Consider the following 20,767-nt stretch of genomic DNA (forward strand, 5'->3'; position numbering starts at 1 on the left):
TGGTCAGACAGAACTCTACTTCTTCTATGTTTCTCCCAAGTAATCCAGATCCTTTTTCCGCCCTCTTTCATAACTTTCCCAACCCTAACGTAGTTAGATTATTTGTCCAAATTATCCGCTCGCGCCAAACAAACGCGCTTCCTGGGTACGCTTTCAAATTATAGATTGGTCTTGATGTACTTTCCTTTAATCTCATCTTTAAAATCGATTAATGAGTTTTTTAATTTTGTATTCAAAAATACGCTGACGGCTAGAAAAACAACCAAGACGAACGCCAAAAGTGTTTTCCCAGCCAGCATTTTCCAGATACTATGCTCAAGCCCCCACAAAAAATGATCAACCAACGTTATTCCTATTCCAGCTACGATCAAGGTGGCTGCATAGTATAACTTTATCCCGTTGTCAAAATATTTTTTTGACAGAAAGAACGAAACTAAAAGCACAAATATCTCTGTAGCGAGGATGGAGCTTGCAGCTCCAAGGAATCCTAGCTTGGGAATCAAAACTAGATATAAAACTGTTGCAATTAAAGCGGAGGCATATTTTATATAAGTAATAACAATAGTTCTTTCTGTAACTAAGAAACTGAAGAAGAAGAAAAACCGTAAATTGCTTATAAGAACACCAAAGACCAGTATTGGCACTGCAGTCGCAGCAGGATGGAAGGGGGGCGACGCCATTATTGAGATAACGGGTCCACTGAAAAGAGCTATACCCGTAGCCACTAGGACCATTATGGTGGTAATTCCATCAAACACTAGAGGGAATACAGTTACTCCCTTATCCTCTGACTGATATAGCTTAAACCTCTCTGTTTGCCACCACTGAGAAAATGGATTCCATATTAGAAGAGGCAGTATAGTTGAAAACTTAGCTGCGAGCTCAAAAAGCCCCACTTGATCTAGGTCACTGAAAATTCGAATGAAGTATCTATTTGACGATGCAACATAAAGCCCCGCTATTCCAGCCAACCACAATGGCCAACTGAACTTGAAGAGCCTTTTTACTAGGTTCCCTTTATATTTTATTCCAGAGTTATAAAGAATATAGCAAGCGGCTACCGAGGCCATAACCGATGAAGCTAGAAGTGCGGACCATATTACCCCGATAACTCCTTTATTTAAATAAACAACAAACAGTATATTCAACGATAGCTGTAGAACCAATTTACTAATAGAGTTCGCAATAAAAATAAAGGGTTTCTCTTTTAGCCTAAAAAACGTTAACCCATAGGCTTCCAAAGCTGATGTAAATAGCAAGGTACCGTAAAGAGCTACGTGAATATTGTAGCTTTTATCACCAAATAGAATGCGGGCAATCAGTTCGCTATTTAAGGCCACCACGAGAGTGGAAATCAAACTTACAAAGCCCGTCACTAATAGCGCCGTAGATATCACCGAACTTCTATGCTGCTCATCCTCTTTCTCATAGTAAAATTTCGGTACGGCCTGCGCAAATCTAGCTCCAATGACAAGCTCAAAAAGAGCTATCATCACGATTAACAGGCTGACGACACCATAGTCTGCTGGCGACAGGTAGGAGGTGTAGATTGGCAGCATGATGAAGCCGGCAAGCTGCCGAACGATCGAGCCCACCGAGTAGATCGCAATGTGTTGAGCCGCTTGCTTCTTGCCGGTTCTAAGCGGAGCCATGGCCGTTCACCTTTGGGACGATTCTATTGAAAATCTCGAGTAGCTTATGATGCGTTTGGTCCAAAGAATAATGGTCTTCAACGGTTCTGCGCGCCTGCTTTCCTATCCGGTCTCGTAAATCGGTGTCCCCCAGAAGGTCGGCCAGGGCTTTGGACGCCGATTCGACGTCGCCCTCCTTGTAAATAAGTCCGGTTTTACCGTGTTCAGTGGCGCCACACACAGACGGGTTATCCGGCACCACCACCGGCAAGCCACAAAGCATGTATTCGAGGATAGACAAGGAGTAACCCACCTCTCCTTTTGAGGGGTGGAACGCCAGCGAGCCCTGGGGCAACAACGCTGTTACCCCGGCCACTCTCCCCGGGAAGCTTACTTCGTTCTCTAGCCCCATGTCTTTCGCCGTCTGGATGAGCAAGTCCCGGTCGGGGCCATCCCCGAGGTAGAGATAGTGCCAATCGGCTGCCCCTTGCGCGCGTTTGAGCTCAGCTAAGGCTTCCAACGCAAAAAGTGCGCCTTTATACCGGTTGGCTCTGGCTGCGGTAACTATAAGCTTCTTGTTCGTAGGAATACTGAAGCGCTCATGGGTATCTTGGGGTTCCGGACGTTCCAAAGGGATGCCGTTATCCGCGGCAAAGCACTTGTGCCGGGGTACGCAGCCCACTTGGATAAAGCGCTCCCGAATGTACTCGGTTGCGCCGATGCAAGCGTCGGCCGTATAGGCGGGGATGCGGTTCATCCAGGTTTTGAGCGCTCGCTTTATGCCTTTGGGGCGAGTTCGCAGTCCTGGGGTGTGGTCGTGAATAAGAATCCGACGCACTCCGGCCAGTCGGTAGACGGCGTACACCCAATGTCTTGGAGCCCGATCGGAGAAGTATATTACCCGCACCTTATTTCTGCGCAGAAAGCGCAGCTGCATCCATAGCGATGCCAGGGAGAAGCGGGAGAAATCGGCCACCACTGGTGAGACAGGCGCGTTCTCAATCACCTCGGGGAGCTTGCTGATACTGGGGTAGGCCAGAATGGGGGTCATCTCGCCCTGGTACGCTTCGGCTAGCGCGGCCCAGTAGCTCTCCATCAGCCACCAGGCATAGCCAACGTCGGAGTCCCAGTTGGCCACTAGCAGGAGACCGGGCTTGGCGAAAGAGCCTCTAACCATGGTCAGCCACCAATTGGCCGTTGACTACCTTTTGCCGGGTAAGGCTGTCGAAGCCATAACCAAAGCTCTCAATGTCTTCCCGATACAACTCCCCCACCTTCTGAATCGCTTCGGGGCTATACACCTGACGGTAGTCTCCGCGCTTGGAGGCATTCGCATGGGCCAGCGTGGCCGAAGGGTTCACTCGCTGAGCGATGGTGGCAAAGTCTTCGCCGATATGCTCGAAGTACCCAAGGTAGTCCAGCAGCAAATGGCCGCGACGGTCTCTTAGGAAGTAACTCTGCGGGCGCAGGTGAAGGTGACTGCTCAGCCTCCCCGGTGTCAACCACTCCAGCACGAATTGATCAAAGCTCTGAATGTGAGACCAATTGGCTTCCGCCCAGGCTTTGTCTTTCTCATCCCAACCGCCGTTTTTAAGGTACTGATAGGCGGAGTACAGGCGGTCCCAGGGATTGCGCACGAACGTAAATTTGAAAAATCGGTCGAAGTCCTTCCGGCCGAAAATGACACGGTAATGCCATGCCGTGTAATGGTAGGGAAGCTCGCCGAATAGACTGAGCGCCACTGAGGTTCCCGCGGACTTGGTAATGTGGATAAAGATCGCCTCCCGCTGGGTGAAACCTCTCAGGGAGAAGTTGCCCTTCGGGTGCTCATTGACGCGGGTCTTCAGGTGCTCAAACTGCCTTGGATGCCGCAGCTTGTAGAGCCAGTAGCGGCTTTCATTAGAGAGCGTGCGCCTGTATAGTTTTCGCAGCGTGGACATCACACTCGACTCCCTTCCAAAGGTGAGTATACTAACGAAAATTCAACGCCAACACTACTATCAATCAAGGATGCCACCCGTTCATGTTTATCTCTGATCCACTGGTTTTTGTTGAGCTTCACAAAACCGCCGGCTCACATATCGGCCGCTGCCTGAGAGCCATTCTGGAAGGCCGCCAGGAAGGCAAGCACAACATGGTTCCTCCGGCGCTGTATGATCGATTTATTCTAGGGTCAATACGCAACCCGTGGGATTGGTATGTTTCCCTCTGGGGCTTTGGCTGCGACGGCAACGGCAGCGCCTACCACCAAGCCACCCGCCGTTTTGGCTGGTCTTACTATTGGCGCCAACTCAATAAGGAAATGGGTAAGACCTGGCTCACCCCCTCGGAGTATTTGACTCAGATAGTAGCAGATGCGCGCAAGCCCGTTAATGCCTGGCGCGAGGCCTACCGTGACAGTAGCGATCCGGCCTGCTTTCGAGCCTGGTTGAAGCTCATCATGAACCCCGAACACCGTTACGACATAGGAGAGGGCTACGGGTTCAGTCCGATCTCTCACCACAGCGGCCTTTTGACCTACCGCTTCTTCAAGCTATTTTCCTGCCTTCGCCGCGACCTGTATCGCGCCCCCGGTCTGGCCCAGGCGGAAAACCTTCAAGCGGTGTGGGCACAACATGGCATCACCAACGCTATCGTTCGAACCGAAGCCTTGGAGGATGAACTCATTCAGGCGCTGGAACTCGCCGGCATCGCGCTGTCGGAGAGAGATAGGACGTTTATCCTGGAGGGAAAAACCCAGAAGACCAACACCTCCACGCGCAAACCCGCCGATTACTATTACGATGATGAGACAATTGAGCTGGTCAATCAGCACGAGTCGTTTATCATCAAGCACTTCGATTACCAGCCGCCCAAGCCGGCGTAGACATATTCACGGAGACAGAGTTTATGAAGGGCACGCGGTTTCGCTCGGTTTTAAGAGAGAGCTTAGGCAACATTTGGCGCGAATGCAGAATAGCCGTCACTCCAGTCCCGAAACCGGATAAATGGGTGTTTATTGTCGGCTGCTACAATTCCGGCACTACCCTGCTGTCAGAGCTGATGTCCCGCCACCCGGATATATCCGGCATCCCCACGGAAGGTCATTTTATTACTGACCAGTTTGTAAAAGATTTCGACATCGGGCTCCCCAGAATGTGGGTGGATCGTGAGGATATGTTCCGCCTAACCGAAGACGATGAAGGCCCAGAGGTACTTCGATTGAAAAAGGAATGGGGAATGCGGCTGGATTTATCCAAAAAGATCTTGCTGGAAAAATCGCCCCCCAACGCCGCTCGGACTCGTTGGTTCCAGAAACATTTTGAGAACGCGCACTTTATCGGTCTAGTACGTAACGGCTATGCTGTGGCGGAGGGCATCAGCCGAAAAGGCGACCCTAAACATATCAGAGAGGGCTGGCCGATCGAACGCTCAGCAAGGCAATGGGCACGCAGCAATGAGGTCCTCCAAGAAGACGCTAAGCATCTGGAGCATTTTACTTGGGTGAAGTATGAAGAACTGGCGGCCGATCCGAAAACCACGTTGAACCGCCTCGCCGAGTTCTTGGGTCTGCCCCCCTTCCCTGAATCCGCGTACTCGGATTCGTTTAAGATCCACGAGCGTAATGATTCCGTAAAGGACCTGAACCAGGTGAGCATCGACCGGCTATCGGCGGAACAAATTCGCACTGTCACTGAGGTGGCCGGGGACGGCCTGCGCCACCATGGGTATGACGTTCTCTGAGCCGAAGGATAAGGAGTTCTACCTGCGCCCCAGGAATCGCCGGATCGCCATTTTCACCCGGTTCTCACGGATGGGCAGCGGCGCTGGGCAGACAATAAAAGACCGGATAAGGTAAGCCAGCGCTTTGCCCTTTTTGTCTTTCCAGTTCAAGTTAAAGAGGTGAAAGTAGGTCCACCCGTCCGCTTTTCGGCGGACAGACCGCTCCGGGATGCGGCGATTGATTTCCAGACGACATTGCTCAATGGTGTCAGTATTCACCCCTCGCCGCTGGGTGCCGTGGATACGAACGGTTGAGAGTACGTCCTGCAACATGGGGACGCGGTATTTTCGGGTCAGACGAATCCACAGATCGCGGTCTTGGTTACGGGTAAGTTCAAGATCGAAGCCCCCCAGTTCATTGAATACATCCGTGCGAATCAGGCAGCCGGAACTGGCGCCCGGTAGCTTCGGCTTGACGCATGCGTTTTCGTAGGTCATTTCGTTGTCGGGATAGGACGGCTTCCAAAACGGTTTGCCATCCTTGTCCATATGATCACAGGCGCTGCCTACCATGCCCACCTCCGGCCCGGCGATCGCCATAAAAGCCACCTGTTTTTCAAGCTTTTCCGGGTACCAGCGGTCGTCGTCATCCAAAAAGGCCAAGTACTTGCCCCGGGCATGAGAAGCACCCTGGTTTCTCGCTGTCGGGCAATTGGTGCCCTCGGTTCTCAACAGCCGAATCCGATCACCGAAGCGCTCCCGCAGGTGCTCCGAGGTACCGTCTTCGGAGCCATCATCCACCACAATGACTTCGAAATTTGTGTACGACTGATCGAAAACCGAATCCAATGCTTCGGTCACCCAGAGTTTTCGGTTGTTGGTGGGAATTACCACCGAAACGACGGGAGTCTCCTCGCCGAACTGTGCCGTCATGCTTTGAATTCCTTGAAGAGTCTCTTGTTAACGAAAGCGTTTAATCCAGAACGCGTTGGTACAGCGCCAGTGTCGCTTCCGCATTTTGACGCGCCGTATAACGCTTTTCAAGCGTTACGTCCATCTTGTGGAGGTTTGGCAACACGGCCGTGACGGCGTTGGCATAACCTTCCGCGCTATGATCTCCAACCAACAGTTCGGTCTGCCCCGACAGCATTTCCGTCAGCCCCCCCACGTTGTGAGCCACCACCGGAGTGCCCAGTGCCAAGGACTCCAGGGCCACCATGGGAGTTCCCTCGTGATCCGAACACATCACCAATAGATCGAGCCCCGCCAGGCAGGTCGGGACGTCCGGGCGGTGCCCGTGGAACTCCACCCGCTCATGGATGTCTAGGGCCCGGGCTCGCGCTTCCAGGTCCGGTCTAAGCTTGCCGTCGCCAATGATGTGAAAGCGAAAATCGCTCATTCCGGCTTTTTGGGTTATTCGAGGAATGGCTTCCAGAAACAGGTCCACGCGCTTAACCGGCTCAAGTCGACCGATAATACCCACGTGCACGGAGCCGGGCTCAAAAGGGGAAGGGCCGACCTGGGCGGCCAATCGGTCCCGATCGATACCGTTGTGAATAACCGTAATGTGGCGCTCGGGGTAGATGCGCCCGAGTTGCTTAGCGAGGTCCTCCGATACGGCGATCACGCATTGCTGCCAGTGCCGCCCGATCCATTGGTCAAGCTTAACCCTAAGCTTGCGCAGGCCCTTGGACTCGAACTCCGGCGCTCCATGGCTGGTACGAACACTGCGCCTACAACCGGCCAGCCGCCCGGCCAGCGTGCCCAGAATGTTTTCTTTTTGTCGGTGGGTATGAATGACGTCCGGCCCAAAGGCGCGAACCGCCCGGCAAAGGCTTCGCAAGATTTGAAAGCTGTTGAGCTGAGTCTCGTCGAAGACCTCTACATCCAGACCGAGTGCCTGGCACTCATCATACAGGCGCCCGTGATTCATTAGGATGACTTTCAGATGACAGTACGAGCGAAGGTGGCTCAGCAACGTATAGGCCTGCACTTCCGCGCCGGCCCATAGGTCACCGGAGATGACGTGGAGTGCTCGCAATTTGCGCTCAGCGGATGCCATTGGTTGCCTCGTTTACGTCCCTAGCAGGGTCAGTTAATATACCACATTGTGACTCGGTGCTTACCGCCCATCAAGGAGACGCGATCATGCTGGAGTTCTGGTTCTGGCTATCGGCTTTTGGAGCCGTTTTTAGTTACTTTATCTATCCCCTGCTGCTCAGTGTGGGCAATGCGTTTTTTGGCAAAGATCTCGACATTGCCGATAACGAGCCAAGTCATATGCTCACGGTCATCGTGACGGCTTATAATGAAGAAGGCCGAATTCGCGATAAAATCCTCAACACCCTCGCACTCAAGTATCCGAAAGACAAGCTCGAGCTAGTGGTGGCCTCGGATTGCTCCGAGGACGGCACTGACGCCATCGTGCAGGAGTATGCCGATCAGGGCGTTAAGCTGGTACGAGCCGGCGAACGTCTGGGTAAGGAAAATGCCCAGCGCGAGGCCATTGCGTCTGCCAGCGGCGATGTGTTGGTCTTCTCCGATGTAGCCACAGAAATTCCCGATGACGCCCTGATAAAACTCGAACGTTACTTTCAGGACGAGAGCGTGGGGGCGGTTTCCAGCGAGGATCGCTTTGTGAGCCAGGACGGCAAAGTCGCCGGCGAAGGTGCCTATGTTAAGTACGAAATGTGGCTGCGCGGACTTGAGTCCCGGCTTTACGGCCTGGTGGGGCTAAGCGGTTCTTTTTTTTCCGCCCGTAAGAGTATTTGTGCGGACTGGGATATCCACTCTCCCAGTGACTTCAACACTGCATTGAATGCCGCGAAAGCCGGAAAGCGCGCCGTAACCGCCTCTGACGTGCTGGGCTACTACAAAGACCTCAAGGACGCTCAGAAGGAGTATCAACGCAAGGTCCGCACGGTACTGCGGGGGATGGTAGGCCTGTCCCGGCATACGGAAGTGTTGAACCCGTTCACGCTGGGTGGGTTTGCCTTTCAGACGTTTTCCCACAAAATTATGCGCTGGTTGGTGCCCTGGTTCCTCCTGGGGACGTTTTTGACCAGTGCGGCGCTTTCCACCGAGGGGGCCATCTATGCCCTTGCGCTTTGGGCCCAGCTGGTGTTCTATGGCATCGCCATCGTTGCTCACTTCCTGCCCAACCTGAGGGATGCCTCGCTGGTTAAGATTATCTATTTCTTTGTGCAGGTGAATGTGGCTATTTTTGAGGCGTCCATCAAGTTTATCTCCGGCCAGAGGATGACAAAGTGGACACCCTCCGCGCGCTGAGCGAAGGAGTTCTGCCGCCGGCGGGCAACCGCATTGCGCTCAGTACCGCCGAAAGCAATGCGGTCCAAAGCCTCTTCCCCGACCGGGTTTTAAGCTGGACGAACTCGGGGACCTCCGCCCTGGCCCTGGCGCTTTTGGCTATCAGAAGGGACGCGCCCGAGGTGGACCAGCCCGAGGTCATTATTCCCGCCTACTGCTGCCCGGACCTGGTCTCGGCCGCGTTGTATGCGGGGTATACCCCTGTGTTCTCGGACCTGGCGAAAGACCGGTGCCACTACGACCAGGAGGCACTAAAGCGCGCCCTCTCCGAGCGCACGCTCGCCGTCATTGCCATTAACTTCCTGGGGGTCGCCGAGCCTATCAAAAGCCTGAGGGTCGCTTTGAACCGTCCCAGCGTGGCCATTATCGAAGACAACGCCCAGTGGTTTCCCAGTAAACCGCAGGTTCAGACCACCGCGGCCGACTACCAAACCTTTTCCTTCGGGCGAGGCAAGCCGGTGAATCTGCTCGGTGGCGGATTGTTGGTATCCTCTAACGATCCACCACGACAGCCCGGTACAGCTAAGGGATCAGCCCTACAACGTGGCCTCTATTACGGCAAGTGCATGGCTTATAACACCCTGCTCCACCCGACGATGTACCAAGCCCTTGCCCGAAACCCGTGGCTTCGGCTTGGGGAGACCCGCTACCATGAACATACAAGCATAGAGGCGTTTCCAGCCGGTCAGGCGCACCTGGTTCGAGCCAATATCCAGACCTATTGGTCTCACGAGCGCCGGGCGGAAAAAAGTTACCGAAAGCATTTAGCAGCCATCAACCTTCTAGCCCCTCAGATTGAGGCAAGCGAAGAAAGGCTGCTTCGCTACCCTTTGCTGCTAGAGAGCCGGGAAACCCGGAACGCGCTGCTCCACAAACTGAACGAGCGAGGTTTGGGGGCCACGACCCTCTACAGTGATACGATCGACCGGGTCAACGACGTTCCGCAGCAGCGTTTGCGCCAAGCTGGGGATAATGCGAACGCGGCCTCCTTTGCTCAGCGTTTCCTAACGCTTCCGGTCCACGAAGGGGTGAAGGCCCATCATATCGAACGAACCTTGACAGTTATTGATTGCGTGGTGGGTTAACTCAATAATGGCTCGCGTTATCATATAGGGTCGCGAGGGTTTCTCGATACACTTCACGGCATGACGGGTCCACTTCCACCGACGGCTCATTCACCGGTTTCTCTTTAACTATTTTCCCTGTTGTAATGTTACTGGAGCTATCACCAAAACCCCGCCGCCCTGTTTTCGCAAAGGTTTTATAGTGTTCACTGAGCGGCGTTTCCAGGGCGAGGAATTCTGAAAGAGACCGAAGCGTTTGGTCGGTGTCGCTAATGAGGTCTTCCGATTTCAATACAAAGTAGCGCCCTCGAAACTCCGCTGATAAACGCGCCAGCTCCCGCAGCCGATCGACGTAGTAGCGCTCCGCGCTTTCTTGGTCAGCCCACTGGCTATTGGGCTTATCCGAAAAAATTTTTACGATGCTCTTAATGGTCGGTTCGGGCTCACGGATCATCATGACCAGCTTATCCCCCGCTCCCATGACGTCTCTGGCCAGCTGATGGTGATTGTGTAGCAGTTTGTCGAAAAGGTAGTTGGCGGCTTTTTTTGGGCAATGGGAGTGATAGTATTTTCTTTGCGTTTTCTTTAGATCCGCCGGTCTCAAATAGCTTTCATGCAGCTCGTAGTAGCCTTCAACATCGGGATTACTGCCCAGGATGTGCCCAAACAAACTGGTGTTCGCCCGCATGTGACTGAGCAGGAATATCCGCTTTCGGTTCCTGAAACGCCCGCTCCAACGGCAGATTTTTCGCGTCATTTTTCCCAGCATGGCTAATCTTTATTCCTGCGGCGTTAATTCATGCTCCGCTTTTTGACTCAGTAAACGATAGGCGTTGTCGCATTCCTTTTCCCGGCAGAGCGTTTGTAGGGTGACAATGGAGAAAATGTTCTCCCCTCGCAGTGTCGCGGGAACTTGGAGTAGCTTGGCCTCCACGCGACTGGCAGTCACCTTCCCGCCCACGTTAAACCATTGTAGCTGCGCGACTCGCTTTTTTCCCGCTTTCTCGGAGAAGGTTTGATAGCGGACGGAATAGCGGCCCAGGTTTCGGGTTTCGTCCTTCACATTCAGCCATACTTGGTGATTGTAGAGACGCGGCAGGTAAGGGACCAGCTTTTCATTAAAATAGTTCCGCTCATAGACATCCCGACGAAGGAAAACGTTGTTCTGTAGCCTTTTTATGGTGGTATTCGCTTCTTGCGGCGCTGCCACTTCAAGTGGCGTGGCCAGCTGCTCCGCCTCCCTGCTTTCTACGCTGTCAGAGGCGCTCGCATCAAAAGACCAATAGAGCATGACGCCCAGGAGAGGCCCTACTGTCATAGCGCCGAGGGACAGCGCTATCAGGGGCCGGGTTACCGCGCGGGTGCGGCTCGACGTTTCGGACTGAGCACTGTCGTGACGATGCACCGGAGCAAAATAGATGGCGGGCAGACAAATTAAACCGAACAGAACCCAGCCAAAAAGCTCATGATCCTCCATCAAACCGCTTTCCATTCGAGTGTGGTAACCAATGACAATGAGAACGAATATGCGGATCCAATTGGTAATCAGACCCAGAGCTGCAGCCACCATTAGAGTCAACAGCAACTTCGGCTCGCGATAACCGTTCAGGTAGCCAATCAAGTAGGCGAGCGTCAGCGCAATCACAAAGTAACGCAGCCCCGAACAGCCATCGGCGATCAGAATGTGGCCGTAGGGAATATAAATACTGTTGCCTTGGATCAAGGCCGGCATTTCGATCAGACGAACCAACTCTCCCACCACCGAGCTGGCGGCCTCAAGCAACAGCCCGTTGAGACTTCCCCAGATGGGAATGGCAAAAATTGGAAACAGCAGCAGAATGCGGTGATGAAACACCGTCTTCCAGCCAAATAGCGTGGCGTAGACAAAGATTAGAGCCGGCAATAGCAGCAGCTGTTCAATAATTTGAATATTGACGGCGTAGGCCAGAAACCACAGTAGCGAGGTACCCAGCAGGGCCGTAAGGCCAAACGCTAACTCCAACCGGGAGCTAAACCAGTGCTGTCTGCGCCACTGTCCACTTTTCCAAAGAAGGCTAAGAAAAATGACCACTACTGGGATACCGTGCGCCAACGCACTATCCCATTGAATCCAGCGCTGCCAAAGATCGGCAAAGGTGACACCGAACAGAGCGATCCACAGGCCGGCAATGAGCGTTGGCAAATACCGAGGCGCGGCGGTCACACGGGTGTTGGAAGATGACTCGATATCCATTCGGGGACAGGCCATAAATGCGTTAATGAATTATTGTTTTTGATGATACTTTAAGCGTCCACGGCTGACTACCGCAGGAGCGTGAATTGACAACAATAAAAAAGGCCGGCAAATGCCGGCCTTTTTTTGAACGTTGAAGATCAACGTTTACTTGGCGGTTCTGCGACGCGCGGCGCCCAAGCCCAACAGGCCCAGCCCCATCAGTAACAGAGTGCCCGGTTCTGGAAGCTTACCGACGGTAACATCGTCAATGCCCCAGCCGTCATTGCTGGCACTGTTGTCAAAGGTCAGCGTGCCACCGATGATGGACATGTCGCTCTTCACCGTTACGTAACCCACCGAGCCGTTAACCTGCTCGAAGGGAATAGTCAGCGCATCGGAACTGGTGCCGTCGGTGAAATGTAAGGTCAGTTGTGCGGCCACATCCGCCGGGTCAGCCAGGTAAAAACCGAAGGCATCGTAGTTGGTGCCGACTACATCACCGGAGTCGAAGTCCCAGGTAACTTCCTTGGCATCATTGCTATCCAACCAAAAGTCGTCCGGGCCATCGGAGCTCAGCGGCTCCCGAGAAAACTCACCCGTGGCGGCGCTTTCAATTTTCAGGTTGTCACCGTCGTCGGCCGCCAAATCGGCGTGGGTGTAAACCTGTCCCGCCTGCACCAGAGTGAAAGTGCCGACATTCGTATCGAAAGTGGGTTTGGAGTCCACCCAGGAGAGCTGTTGCCCAGCCTGACCGCCACCGCCGTAGCTGGCGGCCCCGGTGCCTTGCACACCCAAGTTGTCAAAATCTTCCGTCACGTAAGGAGATTTCAACAGGGCCTGAAAGTTGGACTCCGCACTCGGGTCGTAACTGATGCCGATATTAATGTTGGCGGCGTTGGCCGCGCCGGCGGCCAGCATGATGCCACCCGCAAGCAATGATTTTGTAAAAGTCTTCATAATGTCCATCCTTTGAGGAAACGATGATTCAGGATTTTCGCATTGAGGCCATACTTAACTGTCTTAGCCTTGGCTGCATCCATGCAAGAGCCGAACCAACAAGATTTTTATTAATATTTTCAATGGCTTAGAGGGATTGCACTACCTATTCAAACGGGGGCATGTAAGCTTTTCCGACGAGAAAACGGAGAGCTTCGGCGGAGGAGTCAGCACAGGAAGGAGGAGGACTTAAGGGGCGTAGGAAACAAACTCAGCGGCATGAGAATACATGCCTCGGGGGGCGCAAAACGAGGGAGGAGAGGCGACGGGACACCCGTCGCCCATACCATCACTTGGCGTTTTTAACCGTTTCCAGGTTCTCTTGAATGGCCGAGACGTTGGGGGCTAGCTCTGCCGCCCGCTCCAGGTGGCGCAGTGCGGCCGCTCGGTCGCCTTTCAGGTGCAAGAGCCAGCCATAGGTATCCAGAATAGGTGCCGAACGAGGCTGCAATTCAGCCGCTTTCTTGGCCAAGGTGAGCGCCCGGTCAAGGTCCCGCTCTTTCAGCAACCAGGCCAGGTTATTTAGCGCGACGGCATCGTCTGGGTTATTGGCCAGAACTTGCTCATAGGCGGTAATCGCCCCCGCCTCATCGCCCTGGCGTTGGTACTCTTCGGCCATAAAGAGAAGCCGGCCTCGATTCTCCGGAGCGGCCTGTTCCCATTGTTGTAAAATTTCGGGAACCGCGTCCGCGTCATGCTCTCGCGCCAGGGACAGCAGCATGGCCGCCACTTCGTTGTTCGGTTGCTCATCCCAGGCGGTGCGCAGCTCGTGGTAAGCGGCCTCAGGCCCTTCGGCGGCCTGGGTCACCCGGGCGCTCATGAGGGTCACCTCCGCACTTTCCGGGTGCCGCTGCTCCAGGTCATCCAAGAGCACTCTAGCCTGTTCCAGCCGGCCCTGAGCCAGGTCCAGCCGTACCAGGTCCAAGCTCAGGGCTTGGCTGGTGGGAAAGTCATCAAGCGCTTGGCTCAACAGCTCCCGCGCCCGGGTAAAATCGCCGGCACTGGCTAGCTGGCGAGCCCGGTCGCGGTATATCACTGAGGTAACTTGGCGCGTATAGCCGGTTTCCTCGCCTTGGTAGCGGTCCATCATTTCGGCGGCCGCCTCCAAGTTGCCCGCCTCCCGGTGGAGCATGGCCCCCAGGGCCGTGGCGTTTGGCTGCGCCGCTGGAAACTCATTCGCCAGCTCCGCGAGCCAGTCCTGAGGTGACCGGGCCAAGTCTGCGCTGGAAATAATTTCGACGCCCGCTCTCATGGCTTGAAGATTTTGGGGTTCCAGCTTGAGCACTTGCTCCACCGAGGCCAACGCCTTATCGGACCGACCATTTTCGTGGTACATCTGGGCCAGTACGCCATGACCTCGGGCAAAGTCGGGTTCGGACTTGAGAAGGTTCTCCATTTGCCCGATAGCCTTTTGCGGGCTGCCATCGCGGTAGCGATACTGCGCCTCAAACAAAGCTGTCTCTGGTTCTTTGGGGGCCGCTTCTTTCAGCTTAGTCACCGCCTTGGCCACCTCGTCCAGCTCGCCTCTAGCGAGCAGCTGGTTCATATAGACATTGGTGACGGGCCAGTTTGCCGGCTCGTAGTTGAAGGCGGTTCTGAGCTGGGCCATGGCCTGTTCGGCTTCTCCGCGCTGGAAGTGATGGCGCGCCAGTGCCACGCGCAGCCCTCCGCGATGTGGGTCCTGAGCCAGTGCTTTTTGAATGCTGAGGTAACCGTCTTGCTCCGATTCGGGATTGTTCAACGCCAACACCCCATATAAAGAGAGCAAGACCGCATTATCGGGCCGCGCTTCAAGAGAGCGCTCAAGCGTTTGAATAGCACGCTCCGCGTTACCGGTTTCCGCCTGAGCCAGCACCGTGGCACGAATGGCGTCCGTATTCGCCGTTTCCACATCGACGCTGCGACTGAGTAAGGGCTCGGCCGACTCATAGTCGCCACGACTTAAGTTCACCATACCCAGCATGAGTGCCGCAGACTGACTGTCGGGGTTTTCGTCCAGCAATTCCTTCAGGATGGACTCAGCCTCATCGTAGTTGCCGGCCTCCGCCGCCGCCACGGCCTCCTGGAGGCGCTGCTGAGCGGCGACCGAGTCTGGAGACTCTTCGGCCAACGCTTTTTGATACACCAGCGCCTCGGCGGTGCGGCCCTGAGCGGTTAACGTCTCCGCCAACAACTGGAGCACCGCCGCCCGATCCGGCAGCATGATATCGGCGTCCGGCATGTCGATCAGCGCATCGGTGAGGAGGCTTTCGGCACGATCCAAGTCATTGGTCTGCAACGCAACAATAGCGCTCAAATGCCGGGGTTCCGGCTCTTTGGGGTGCTGTTCACGCAAACGCTTGAGAATCCGGTTCGCCGCCTCGCTCTGGCCACGAAAAATATGATTCTCCGCCAACCTCAGCTCAATTTCCAAGTCGCCCGGGTAGTCTTCCAGTAAGGCTTGATAAGCCTGCTCACTGGCTTCAAGGTTTCCTTGAACCCGCTGGATATCGGCTTTGTATAACGCAAGCGCCCGGGCGTCCTCTTCTGTCTCGGGGGTATAACCCTGCAGAGCCTCTTGAGCCGAAAGAAATTTGCCTTGCAGCAAATAGGCTTCCGCCAGGGCCAGGGCCACCGCTTGAGGGTGGTCATCGGCGTATTCTTCCAGCAACGAGGACGCACGACGTCCGGCGCCCAGGGTGATGTACACCTCCGCCAGCGCGATGGGGTAGCGCACCTCGTTGGGGGCGCTATTCATGGCATTGGTGATTTCGATCATGGCCGCACGGTACTGACCTTGATCTCGGTAGGCTTCGGCTCGTTCGAGGTAATCCTGCGCCTGCTCTGTATTCTCTTCGCGACTGCAGCCAACCAGAACGCTGGCGGCGACGAGGAGGGCGACAATGAAACGGGGAAGCTGAGTCTGCATGGCGGTCCCTTCAGCTGATTAACCTTATTGGGAGGATCTGGCCGAAGTATACGCCGCCGAGGCTGGGGTTAAAACATGCCGGTTAATTTGACAGCTGCCGGTGGGCGGCATTTATCCGCCTTCCGGCACAAAAGCACGCCTTAGAGCGAGCCGAGCAGGCCCGTAGCCGGAGAAAGGCTCACAAATTCGCTATACAGCCCTTCATTATCGAAAGCGGCGATACTGAATTGGTAGCTACCCGCAAGCTCACCGATTTCAAAGGATTCGTCCCAGCCGTCATTGATAATCACGGTTTTAAAGCGTTCTTCGCCCAGACGACGGTAGCGCAACTCGTAACCACCGATGTCATCGCCATCCAGGTACTGACCGTTTTCGCGGAACTCGGGGCGCTCCCACTCCAAACGAACCAGACCGCTCACGTCAGAGAGGGCCTCTTCGACCAGCCCGGAGTTATCGCTGGAGATGGCCTCGTCGATTATTCCGGAACTTCCATCGGGCTGGGCCGCTTCTTCGTCGCCGCCATTATCTGGCTGTGCCGCCTCAGAGTCCGACGTTTGCCCGCCGTCACCGCCGTTCACGTTGCCACCATTGCCAGTTGGCTTGGCTGTAGGGCTAGTCGCGACGTTGGCCCCAATCAGATCATCGGTCGCCAGCCCGGTATTGCTTCCGCCTGAGAGCTGTTCGGTGTAGGGGACTTTGGTGTCCAGGCGCGAGCTGTTAGCGTCCAACTCCGCCTCGCCGCCACAGGCGGCAAGTGATAGGGTCAGCGCGGCGAAACCACAGACACAAAGGCGTTGCGCGCCCACCCGCAGTGAAGCATGAGTTATGAAAAAAGACATGAGTTCAGTTCCCGGCCCCAAGGCTAAAATAAAAGTGGTTCACCACTCCTTATCGTCGAAAATCCTTACGCACTTTTACCACTGGAAATATACGAAATCACTACTAAGAGGCTATTTTTTTATATAATTTGCGCTATAACTCACTATGCATGACGAGTACTTTTGCGTCGTTGTAGCAGCGCTATACTTTTGGGTTATAAAGCCATTCCCGTGGTTGCTGAGACAGTTAGGGAGGGTACAGGAAAGTTAGGGAAAGGGGGGAAATGGGAGACAACAAAAGTTGAAAAACGTGCGCTTAGTCGCACTTTTCAGCGAACGTTCGCCCACTAAGCGTACACTTTTTAAACAAATTGATCAAAATTTGTAACTTAGCCCCAAGCCACCGGTATTCTCAGCGTACTCCCGGCGATTATCATCGGACTGGCGCTCATTTCGTGCCAGAAACAAGCTTACCGTCATGTCCTGAACAAAGTGGTATTCGTACCGGGCACGTAACCGGTTCTGTACAAAGTCAGAACGCTCCGCCCCGGCCTCAAACTGGCGGTCGCGCCGTTGCCAGGAAAGGTCTAGCGAGGACTGTTGGCTGACCGCGTAGCGGCCCGACAACCGGAAGCCGAGCTCGTCCTGGTCTTGGGCCTCAAGGCGATAGTCATCGCTCTGCCAGTAGGTGGTGAGCGTGAGGTTACAGCGCGCGCACAATGTCTGGTTCATCCAACGCAGCTCCGCTCGGGTGCGCTCAAGCTGATCCAGCTCGCCGGAAGAAGAGTCACCGGGGGAAAAGTCGCCCAAATCCCCCTGATTGCCGCTGCCACTGGAATTGTCGGTAATAAATTGACTGGCGCTAAAACCCCACCGACTAGCCGCGTCTCCCAGGTTCACATCCACCAAATAACTCGGGCTGGACAGTCCTTCGCCCACTGCCGGGCGGCTTTTGTTATACCCCACCTGCACTCGATACTGAAGCCGACGCAGGTTGACCCGGTACGACAAACTTGCCGCGCGGTATTCGTAATCCGCCTGGGGAGCAGCATCGAAGGAGACCTCCGTTTCCTGGCCGGTCAGTGTGAGGGAGTCCACCTCGGACACATCCCTTTGCCAGATCAGACTGGCCCCTTGGCGCTCAGAGTTGCGCTCTGGTCGAAAGCGATAGTCGACATCGGAAAACTGGCCTCTGGCCATTAACAGGTCCGCCCCCGTTGGCTGCCAGCGAGCGCTGGGCAGGGCCGAAAGAATGGTTCGCTCATCATTATTGCGCAGTAAATCCACGTCATCCGGCGCGTTGAGAACGGTTCGCCGGCTGTGGGTAACCACCAAGTCAACGGGGTCCGTGGGCTGGCCCAGGGTCAACTCACTGTCGCCTCGAAGCAGACTTCGGTTTTCCTGGGAGCCTTCATTGAAACGACGCTCACTCGCCTCGTATCCCGCCTCGAAGGACACCCAGCGGTTCGCGTAGTTGCCTCCCAGATTCAACTCCACCTCATCCTGGCGCTCGGAAAGAGGGTTGTCTTCGGATTTGTTGGCGTTGTCTGTGTGTTCAGTGTGGAGACCGACGCTCGCCCGCCAGTCCCCTTCCGCAAGGGCCACCTCGGGCAGCAGCACAGGGGCCAGAACCAGTAATACTGGGGCCGGCCATTTCGAGGCAAGACGCTTAATGTGAAAGCCGATTATTGCAGTCATGGCGTCGTCCTTATCGGTGTGATACCTCTTTACAAATGAGGCCTTGGGAACAAAAAAGTCAGTGGTTAAAAATAAGGCCAGAGAACTTGTCTCGGCCCACCGACTCGATGCCAGCGAGAATATCGGACTGAGTGCTTTTACCGAAAGGCACCACCAGCAGGGCATGATCACAGTACTGCGAGAGAATGCGCGCTTCGGTGGTGGCCTGTACCGAAGGGGCATCGAGCACAATGAAGCGGTCGGGATAGCGGGTTTTAATCTCGGAGATCAGCACTTCCATTCGCTTGGAGTTGAAGAATTCGGCGGCGGAGTCGCTGCCCGCCCCTGAGGGAATCACCCGTAGGCGCTCCACCCCGGAAGGGTAAATGATATGCTTCAAAGGAACAGTGTAATCTTGCAGGTACTGGGTCAAGCCCGCCTCGATCGGCGTGACGGTGTACTGCTCAGCCGATGAGTTATAAGGGTTACAATCAACATACAACGCCGTCTTGTGGCGATCAAGCGCAAAAGTCGCCGCCAAGTTGAAAGCGGTGAAGGTGCCCCCACCGCCTTCCGCCAGGGAGGAAACCAGGGCTACCACATTGTCGGTTTTGCTTTTTTGGAGAATCCGGATGCGCACCTCCCGGAAGGCGTTGAGCAGCTCTCGCTCACGCATGCCGGTGAAGATCACTTTTTTCTCGTATAACTCTTCCTGAGTCCAAATGACCGGCGTGGCCATCGCTTTAATTTGCTCGCGCTTACGGTGCTCGGAAACGGCACTCTTGATCAGCGGATCCTGTGGGCGCTCTTCTTTCACGGTTTCAAGCCTCTCGATAAATGTTCGAAGGTTGAGCTCCGACTTCATGTCTTTGGGGCGGGCGATTAACGTTCGTTCGCCCCCAATCAGTTCTTTATGTCGTACCAGAAAATCGACAACGCCACGTAGGCGCCCATCGCCAGCAAACTTAACCCGACCAAAATGACCATATCTTTGCGCAAGAGTCGGGAAGTCAGCGGAGTGTGATAATGAGGAATGACGCCAATAAGCTCCACCCCTTCCGGCAACTGTTGCTGCATAGCCCGAGCTGAACGAAAGTGCGGGTCGAGAAAGACATAGACGAACAGCAGCCCCAATGGTGCCAAAAACCCCAGAAACGGGCCAGCGATGGCAAAGTGCACATACCGCAAGCCAGACGGCTCCAAGGGAAACGTCGGGGGGTCTTGAATACGGTAGTTAACGCCTTGGCCCTCAACATCCAGGGTCATGGACAGCCGCGCAGACTCCTTTCGCTGCAGCATTTCGTTATAAACGTTTCGAGTTACTTCAAGGTCCCGGGTCAGCTCAGACAATTGTGCCTGATTGGCCGCCACTCTTTCGGCGCGCTCGTATTCCTGCTCTAGTAGCTTTTGCAGTGAATCCATGCGCCGCTTCTGGGCTTTCAGGTTGACCTCAGCCTCCGAGAGCTGTTTACGCAAATCTTCATAGAGGGGGTTTTCTGTGGTTTGGTCACCGCTATAGGACTCGCCCGAAAACTCGATCTGGGCGATTTCTTCGTCAACATCCTGTATTTGCTGGCGCAGCGACACAACGTCGGGGTAGCTATCTTGATAACGGCGCAACATCCGATCCAGCTCCTGGCGCAACTCCCGGCGGCGCTCACGCAGGCGCTCTACCTCACCCTTTGCAACTTGATATTTACTTTCCTGCCCCAGTTGCTCGTTGAGGGAGGCTATTCTGGATTCGGACTCCTGAATTTCCAGCTTGAGCATTTCGATATCGTTTCTTAGCTTACTGATCCGGCTGCTCACCTGGGCTTCCGTCCCGTCTGTGTTTTGCGCGCGAAACTCTTTGAGCTTCTCCTCCGCCCGCTCCAGCTGGTTGCGGTAGGATTCAACCTGGGCATCAATAAAGTTAAAGGCGCCTACACTCTCTTCCCGCTTGCGTCGCGCAGTATCCTGAATAAACACATTGATGACGCTATTTAAAACGGTGAAGGCTTTATCAGGGCTGTTCGCGCTGTACAGCACACGAAAGTTATTGGCCCCTTCGGTTTGTACCGTCACCCCATTGCGCAACCGTCGCACCGCCGCGGCCTTCTGGTCTTCGGGCGAGCGCGCATCGATCATCCCGGCCTCTTCGGCTGCCTTTTCCAGTACCCGGCGGGTATATAGGGCCTCTTGCGCCTGTTTGGCTCGATCAACACCCGTTACGGAAGCCCTGCCCTTGAGCAACGGTTCAATAATGTTGGTCTCATCGGCGTATAGCACCGCATCGGTGGTGTAGGTATTGGGCCAGAAATACCCCACCACCAATGGGACAAAGGCAGCCGCGATAAAGATGAGCACGACCCACACCCGAAAACGGATAGCCTCAAACTTCAGAGATTTGAGCAGGTCGATAATAAACGATTTATCCATAAAGGGTTTTG

17 protein-coding genes are annotated in these 20,767 nt (G+C 54.8%); 4 read left to right on the forward strand and 13 right to left on the reverse strand.

Annotated elements, in window-relative coordinates; genetic code table 11:
• Window positions 1–158 precede the first annotated feature (158 nt).
• The 3 genes from AAE514_RS03450 to AAE514_RS03460 are packed head-to-tail and all read right to left on the reverse strand — an operon-like array spanning window position 159 to window position 3,571.
• Complete coding sequence (locus tag AAE514_RS03450) at window positions 159–1,652, reverse strand: oligosaccharide flippase family protein (RefSeq protein ID WP_347330109.1); 1,494 nt, start codon at window positions 1,650–1,652, stop codon at window positions 159–161.
• A complete protein-coding gene (locus AAE514_RS03455; protein WP_347330110.1) occupies window positions 1,639–2,808 on the reverse strand; it encodes a glycosyltransferase family 4 protein in 1,170 nt (389 codons plus the stop codon). Before AAE514_RS03455 ends, AAE514_RS03450 begins: the two co-directional genes overlap by 14 nt.
• A complete protein-coding gene (locus AAE514_RS03460) occupies window positions 2,801–3,571 on the reverse strand; it encodes a sulfotransferase family 2 domain-containing protein (protein WP_347330111.1) in 771 nt (256 codons plus the stop codon). Before AAE514_RS03460 ends, AAE514_RS03455 begins: the two co-directional genes overlap by 8 nt.
• Window positions 3,572–3,654: 83 nt before the next feature.
• On the opposite strand from AAE514_RS03460, the gene AAE514_RS03465 reads away from it, so the two are divergent.
• Together AAE514_RS03465 and AAE514_RS03470 are read left to right on the forward strand one after the other, a co-directional pair.
• A complete protein-coding gene (locus tag AAE514_RS03465; RefSeq protein ID WP_347330112.1) occupies window positions 3,655–4,497 on the forward strand; it encodes a hypothetical protein in 843 nt (280 codons plus the stop codon).
• Between the two features lie 23 nt (window positions 4,498–4,520).
• Window positions 4,521–5,354 (forward strand): sulfotransferase family protein, encoded by an 834-nt coding sequence (locus AAE514_RS03470; RefSeq protein ID WP_347330113.1) that lies wholly within the window; start codon window positions 4,521–4,523, stop codon window positions 5,352–5,354.
• 18 nt (window positions 5,355–5,372) lie between these two features.
• Here the strand turns inward: AAE514_RS03470 and AAE514_RS03475 are convergent, their stop codons facing one another.
• Together AAE514_RS03475 and AAE514_RS03480 are read right to left on the reverse strand one after the other, a co-directional pair.
• Entirely contained in the window at window positions 5,373–6,266 is an 894-nt protein-coding gene (locus AAE514_RS03475; RefSeq protein ID WP_347330114.1) for a glycosyltransferase family A protein, read from the reverse strand.
• Window positions 6,267–6,306: 40 nt separating this feature from the next.
• A complete protein-coding gene (locus AAE514_RS03480) occupies window positions 6,307–7,395 on the reverse strand; it encodes a glycosyltransferase (protein WP_347330115.1) in 1,089 nt (362 codons plus the stop codon).
• A gap of 86 nt (window positions 7,396–7,481) precedes the next feature.
• Between AAE514_RS03480 and AAE514_RS03485 the strand changes: the two genes are divergently transcribed.
• Both AAE514_RS03485 and AAE514_RS03490 read left to right on the forward strand, forming a co-directional pair.
• Window positions 7,482–8,621 (forward strand): glycosyltransferase family 2 protein, encoded by a 1,140-nt coding sequence (locus AAE514_RS03485; RefSeq protein ID WP_347330116.1) that lies wholly within the window; start codon window positions 7,482–7,484, stop codon window positions 8,619–8,621.
• Window positions 8,600–9,745 carry a DegT/DnrJ/EryC1/StrS family aminotransferase gene (locus AAE514_RS03490; protein WP_347330117.1) on the forward strand — a complete coding sequence of 382 codons (1,146 nt, stop codon included), beginning with the start codon at window positions 8,600–8,602 and terminating at the stop codon, window positions 9,743–9,745. Before AAE514_RS03485 ends, AAE514_RS03490 begins: the two co-directional genes overlap by 22 nt.
• A 1-nt stretch (window position 9,746) precedes the next feature.
• On the opposite strand, the gene AAE514_RS03495 is transcribed toward AAE514_RS03490, so the two are convergent.
• The 8 genes from AAE514_RS03495 to AAE514_RS03530 all read right to left on the reverse strand — a co-directional run bounded on the left by AAE514_RS03495 (window position 9,747) and on the right by AAE514_RS03530 (window position 20,756).
• The gene (locus AAE514_RS03495; RefSeq protein WP_347330118.1) at window positions 9,747–10,493 is read right to left on the reverse strand and encodes a sulfotransferase family protein; all 747 of its coding nucleotides are present in this window, start codon (window positions 10,491–10,493) and stop codon (window positions 9,747–9,749) included.
• Between the two features lie 9 nt (window positions 10,494–10,502).
• Window positions 10,503–11,957, reverse strand: a complete 1,455-nt coding sequence (locus AAE514_RS03500) for an exosortase/archaeosortase family protein (RefSeq protein WP_347330119.1) — start codon at window positions 11,955–11,957, stop codon at window positions 10,503–10,505.
• A gap of 147 nt (window positions 11,958–12,104) precedes the next feature.
• Window positions 12,105–12,896: a PEP-CTERM sorting domain-containing protein gene (locus AAE514_RS03505; RefSeq protein WP_347330120.1), complete on the reverse strand. Its 792-nt coding sequence runs from the start codon at window positions 12,894–12,896 to the stop codon at window positions 12,105–12,107.
• Window positions 12,897–13,224: 328 nt separating this feature from the next.
• Window positions 13,225–15,843, reverse strand: a complete 2,619-nt coding sequence (locus AAE514_RS03510; protein ID WP_347330121.1) for a tetratricopeptide repeat protein — start codon at window positions 15,841–15,843, stop codon at window positions 13,225–13,227.
• A 140-nt stretch (window positions 15,844–15,983) separates the two neighbouring features.
• Entirely contained in the window at window positions 15,984–16,682 is a 699-nt protein-coding gene (locus AAE514_RS03515; RefSeq protein ID WP_347330122.1) for a fibronectin type III domain-containing protein, read from the reverse strand.
• A 354-nt stretch (window positions 16,683–17,036) separates the two neighbouring features.
• Window positions 17,037–18,359, reverse strand: coding sequence for a hypothetical protein (locus AAE514_RS03520; RefSeq protein ID WP_347330123.1), 1,323 nt, complete (start codon window positions 18,357–18,359; stop codon window positions 17,037–17,039).
• Between the two features lie 58 nt (window positions 18,360–18,417).
• Entirely contained in the window at window positions 18,418–19,155 is a 738-nt protein-coding gene (locus AAE514_RS03525; protein ID WP_347330124.1) for a CpsD/CapB family tyrosine-protein kinase, read from the reverse strand.
• Window positions 19,156–19,241: 86 nt separating this feature from the next.
• Window positions 19,242–20,756 carry an XrtA system polysaccharide chain length determinant gene (locus tag AAE514_RS03530; protein WP_347330125.1) on the reverse strand — a complete coding sequence of 505 codons (1,515 nt, stop codon included), beginning with the start codon at window positions 20,754–20,756 and terminating at the stop codon, window positions 19,242–19,244.
• Window positions 20,757–20,767 lie beyond the last annotated feature (11 nt).

Origin of the sequence: Marinimicrobium locisalis, from assembly GCF_039822625.1 — a bacterium.
Classification (GTDB): domain Bacteria; phylum Pseudomonadota; class Gammaproteobacteria; order Pseudomonadales; family Cellvibrionaceae; genus Marinimicrobium; species Marinimicrobium locisalis.

Bases quoted from the DNA above. Each gene is read 5' to 3' on its own strand.
- AAE514_RS03480 (WP_347330115.1), bottom strand. From the start codon at position 7,395: ATGGCATCCGCTGAGCGCAAATTGCGAGCACTCCACGTCATCTCCGGT.
- AAE514_RS03450 (WP_347330109.1), bottom strand. From the start codon at position 1,652: ATGGCTCCGCTTAGAACCGGCAAGAAGCAAGCGGCTCAACACATTGCG.
- AAE514_RS03495 (WP_347330118.1), bottom strand. From the start codon at position 10,493: ATGCTGGGAAAAATGACGCGAAAAATCTGCCGTTGGAGCGGGCGTTTC.
- AAE514_RS03520 (WP_347330123.1), bottom strand. From the start codon at position 18,359: ATGACTGCAATAATCGGCTTTCACATTAAGCGTCTTGCCTCGAAATGG.
- AAE514_RS03505 (WP_347330120.1), bottom strand. From the start codon at position 12,896: ATGAAGACTTTTACAAAATCATTGCTTGCGGGTGGCATCATGCTGGCC.
- AAE514_RS03530 (WP_347330125.1), bottom strand. From the start codon at position 20,756: ATGGATAAATCGTTTATTATCGACCTGCTCAAATCTCTGAAGTTTGAG.
- AAE514_RS03500 (WP_347330119.1), bottom strand. From the start codon at position 11,957: ATGGATATCGAGTCATCTTCCAACACCCGTGTGACCGCCGCGCCTCGG.
- AAE514_RS03485 (WP_347330116.1), top strand. From the start codon at position 7,482: ATGCTGGAGTTCTGGTTCTGGCTATCGGCTTTTGGAGCCGTTTTTAGT.
- AAE514_RS03460 (WP_347330111.1), bottom strand. From the start codon at position 3,571: ATGTCCACGCTGCGAAAACTATACAGGCGCACGCTCTCTAATGAAAGC.
- AAE514_RS03475 (WP_347330114.1), bottom strand. From the start codon at position 6,266: ATGACGGCACAGTTCGGCGAGGAGACTCCCGTCGTTTCGGTGGTAATT.
- AAE514_RS03470 (WP_347330113.1), top strand. From the start codon at position 4,521: ATGAAGGGCACGCGGTTTCGCTCGGTTTTAAGAGAGAGCTTAGGCAAC.
- AAE514_RS03465 (WP_347330112.1), top strand. From the start codon at position 3,655: ATGTTTATCTCTGATCCACTGGTTTTTGTTGAGCTTCACAAAACCGCC.
- AAE514_RS03515 (WP_347330122.1), bottom strand. From the start codon at position 16,682: ATGTCTTTTTTCATAACTCATGCTTCACTGCGGGTGGGCGCGCAACGC.
- AAE514_RS03455 (WP_347330110.1), bottom strand. From the start codon at position 2,808: ATGGTTAGAGGCTCTTTCGCCAAGCCCGGTCTCCTGCTAGTGGCCAAC.
- AAE514_RS03510 (WP_347330121.1), bottom strand. From the start codon at position 15,843: ATGCAGACTCAGCTTCCCCGTTTCATTGTCGCCCTCCTCGTCGCCGCC.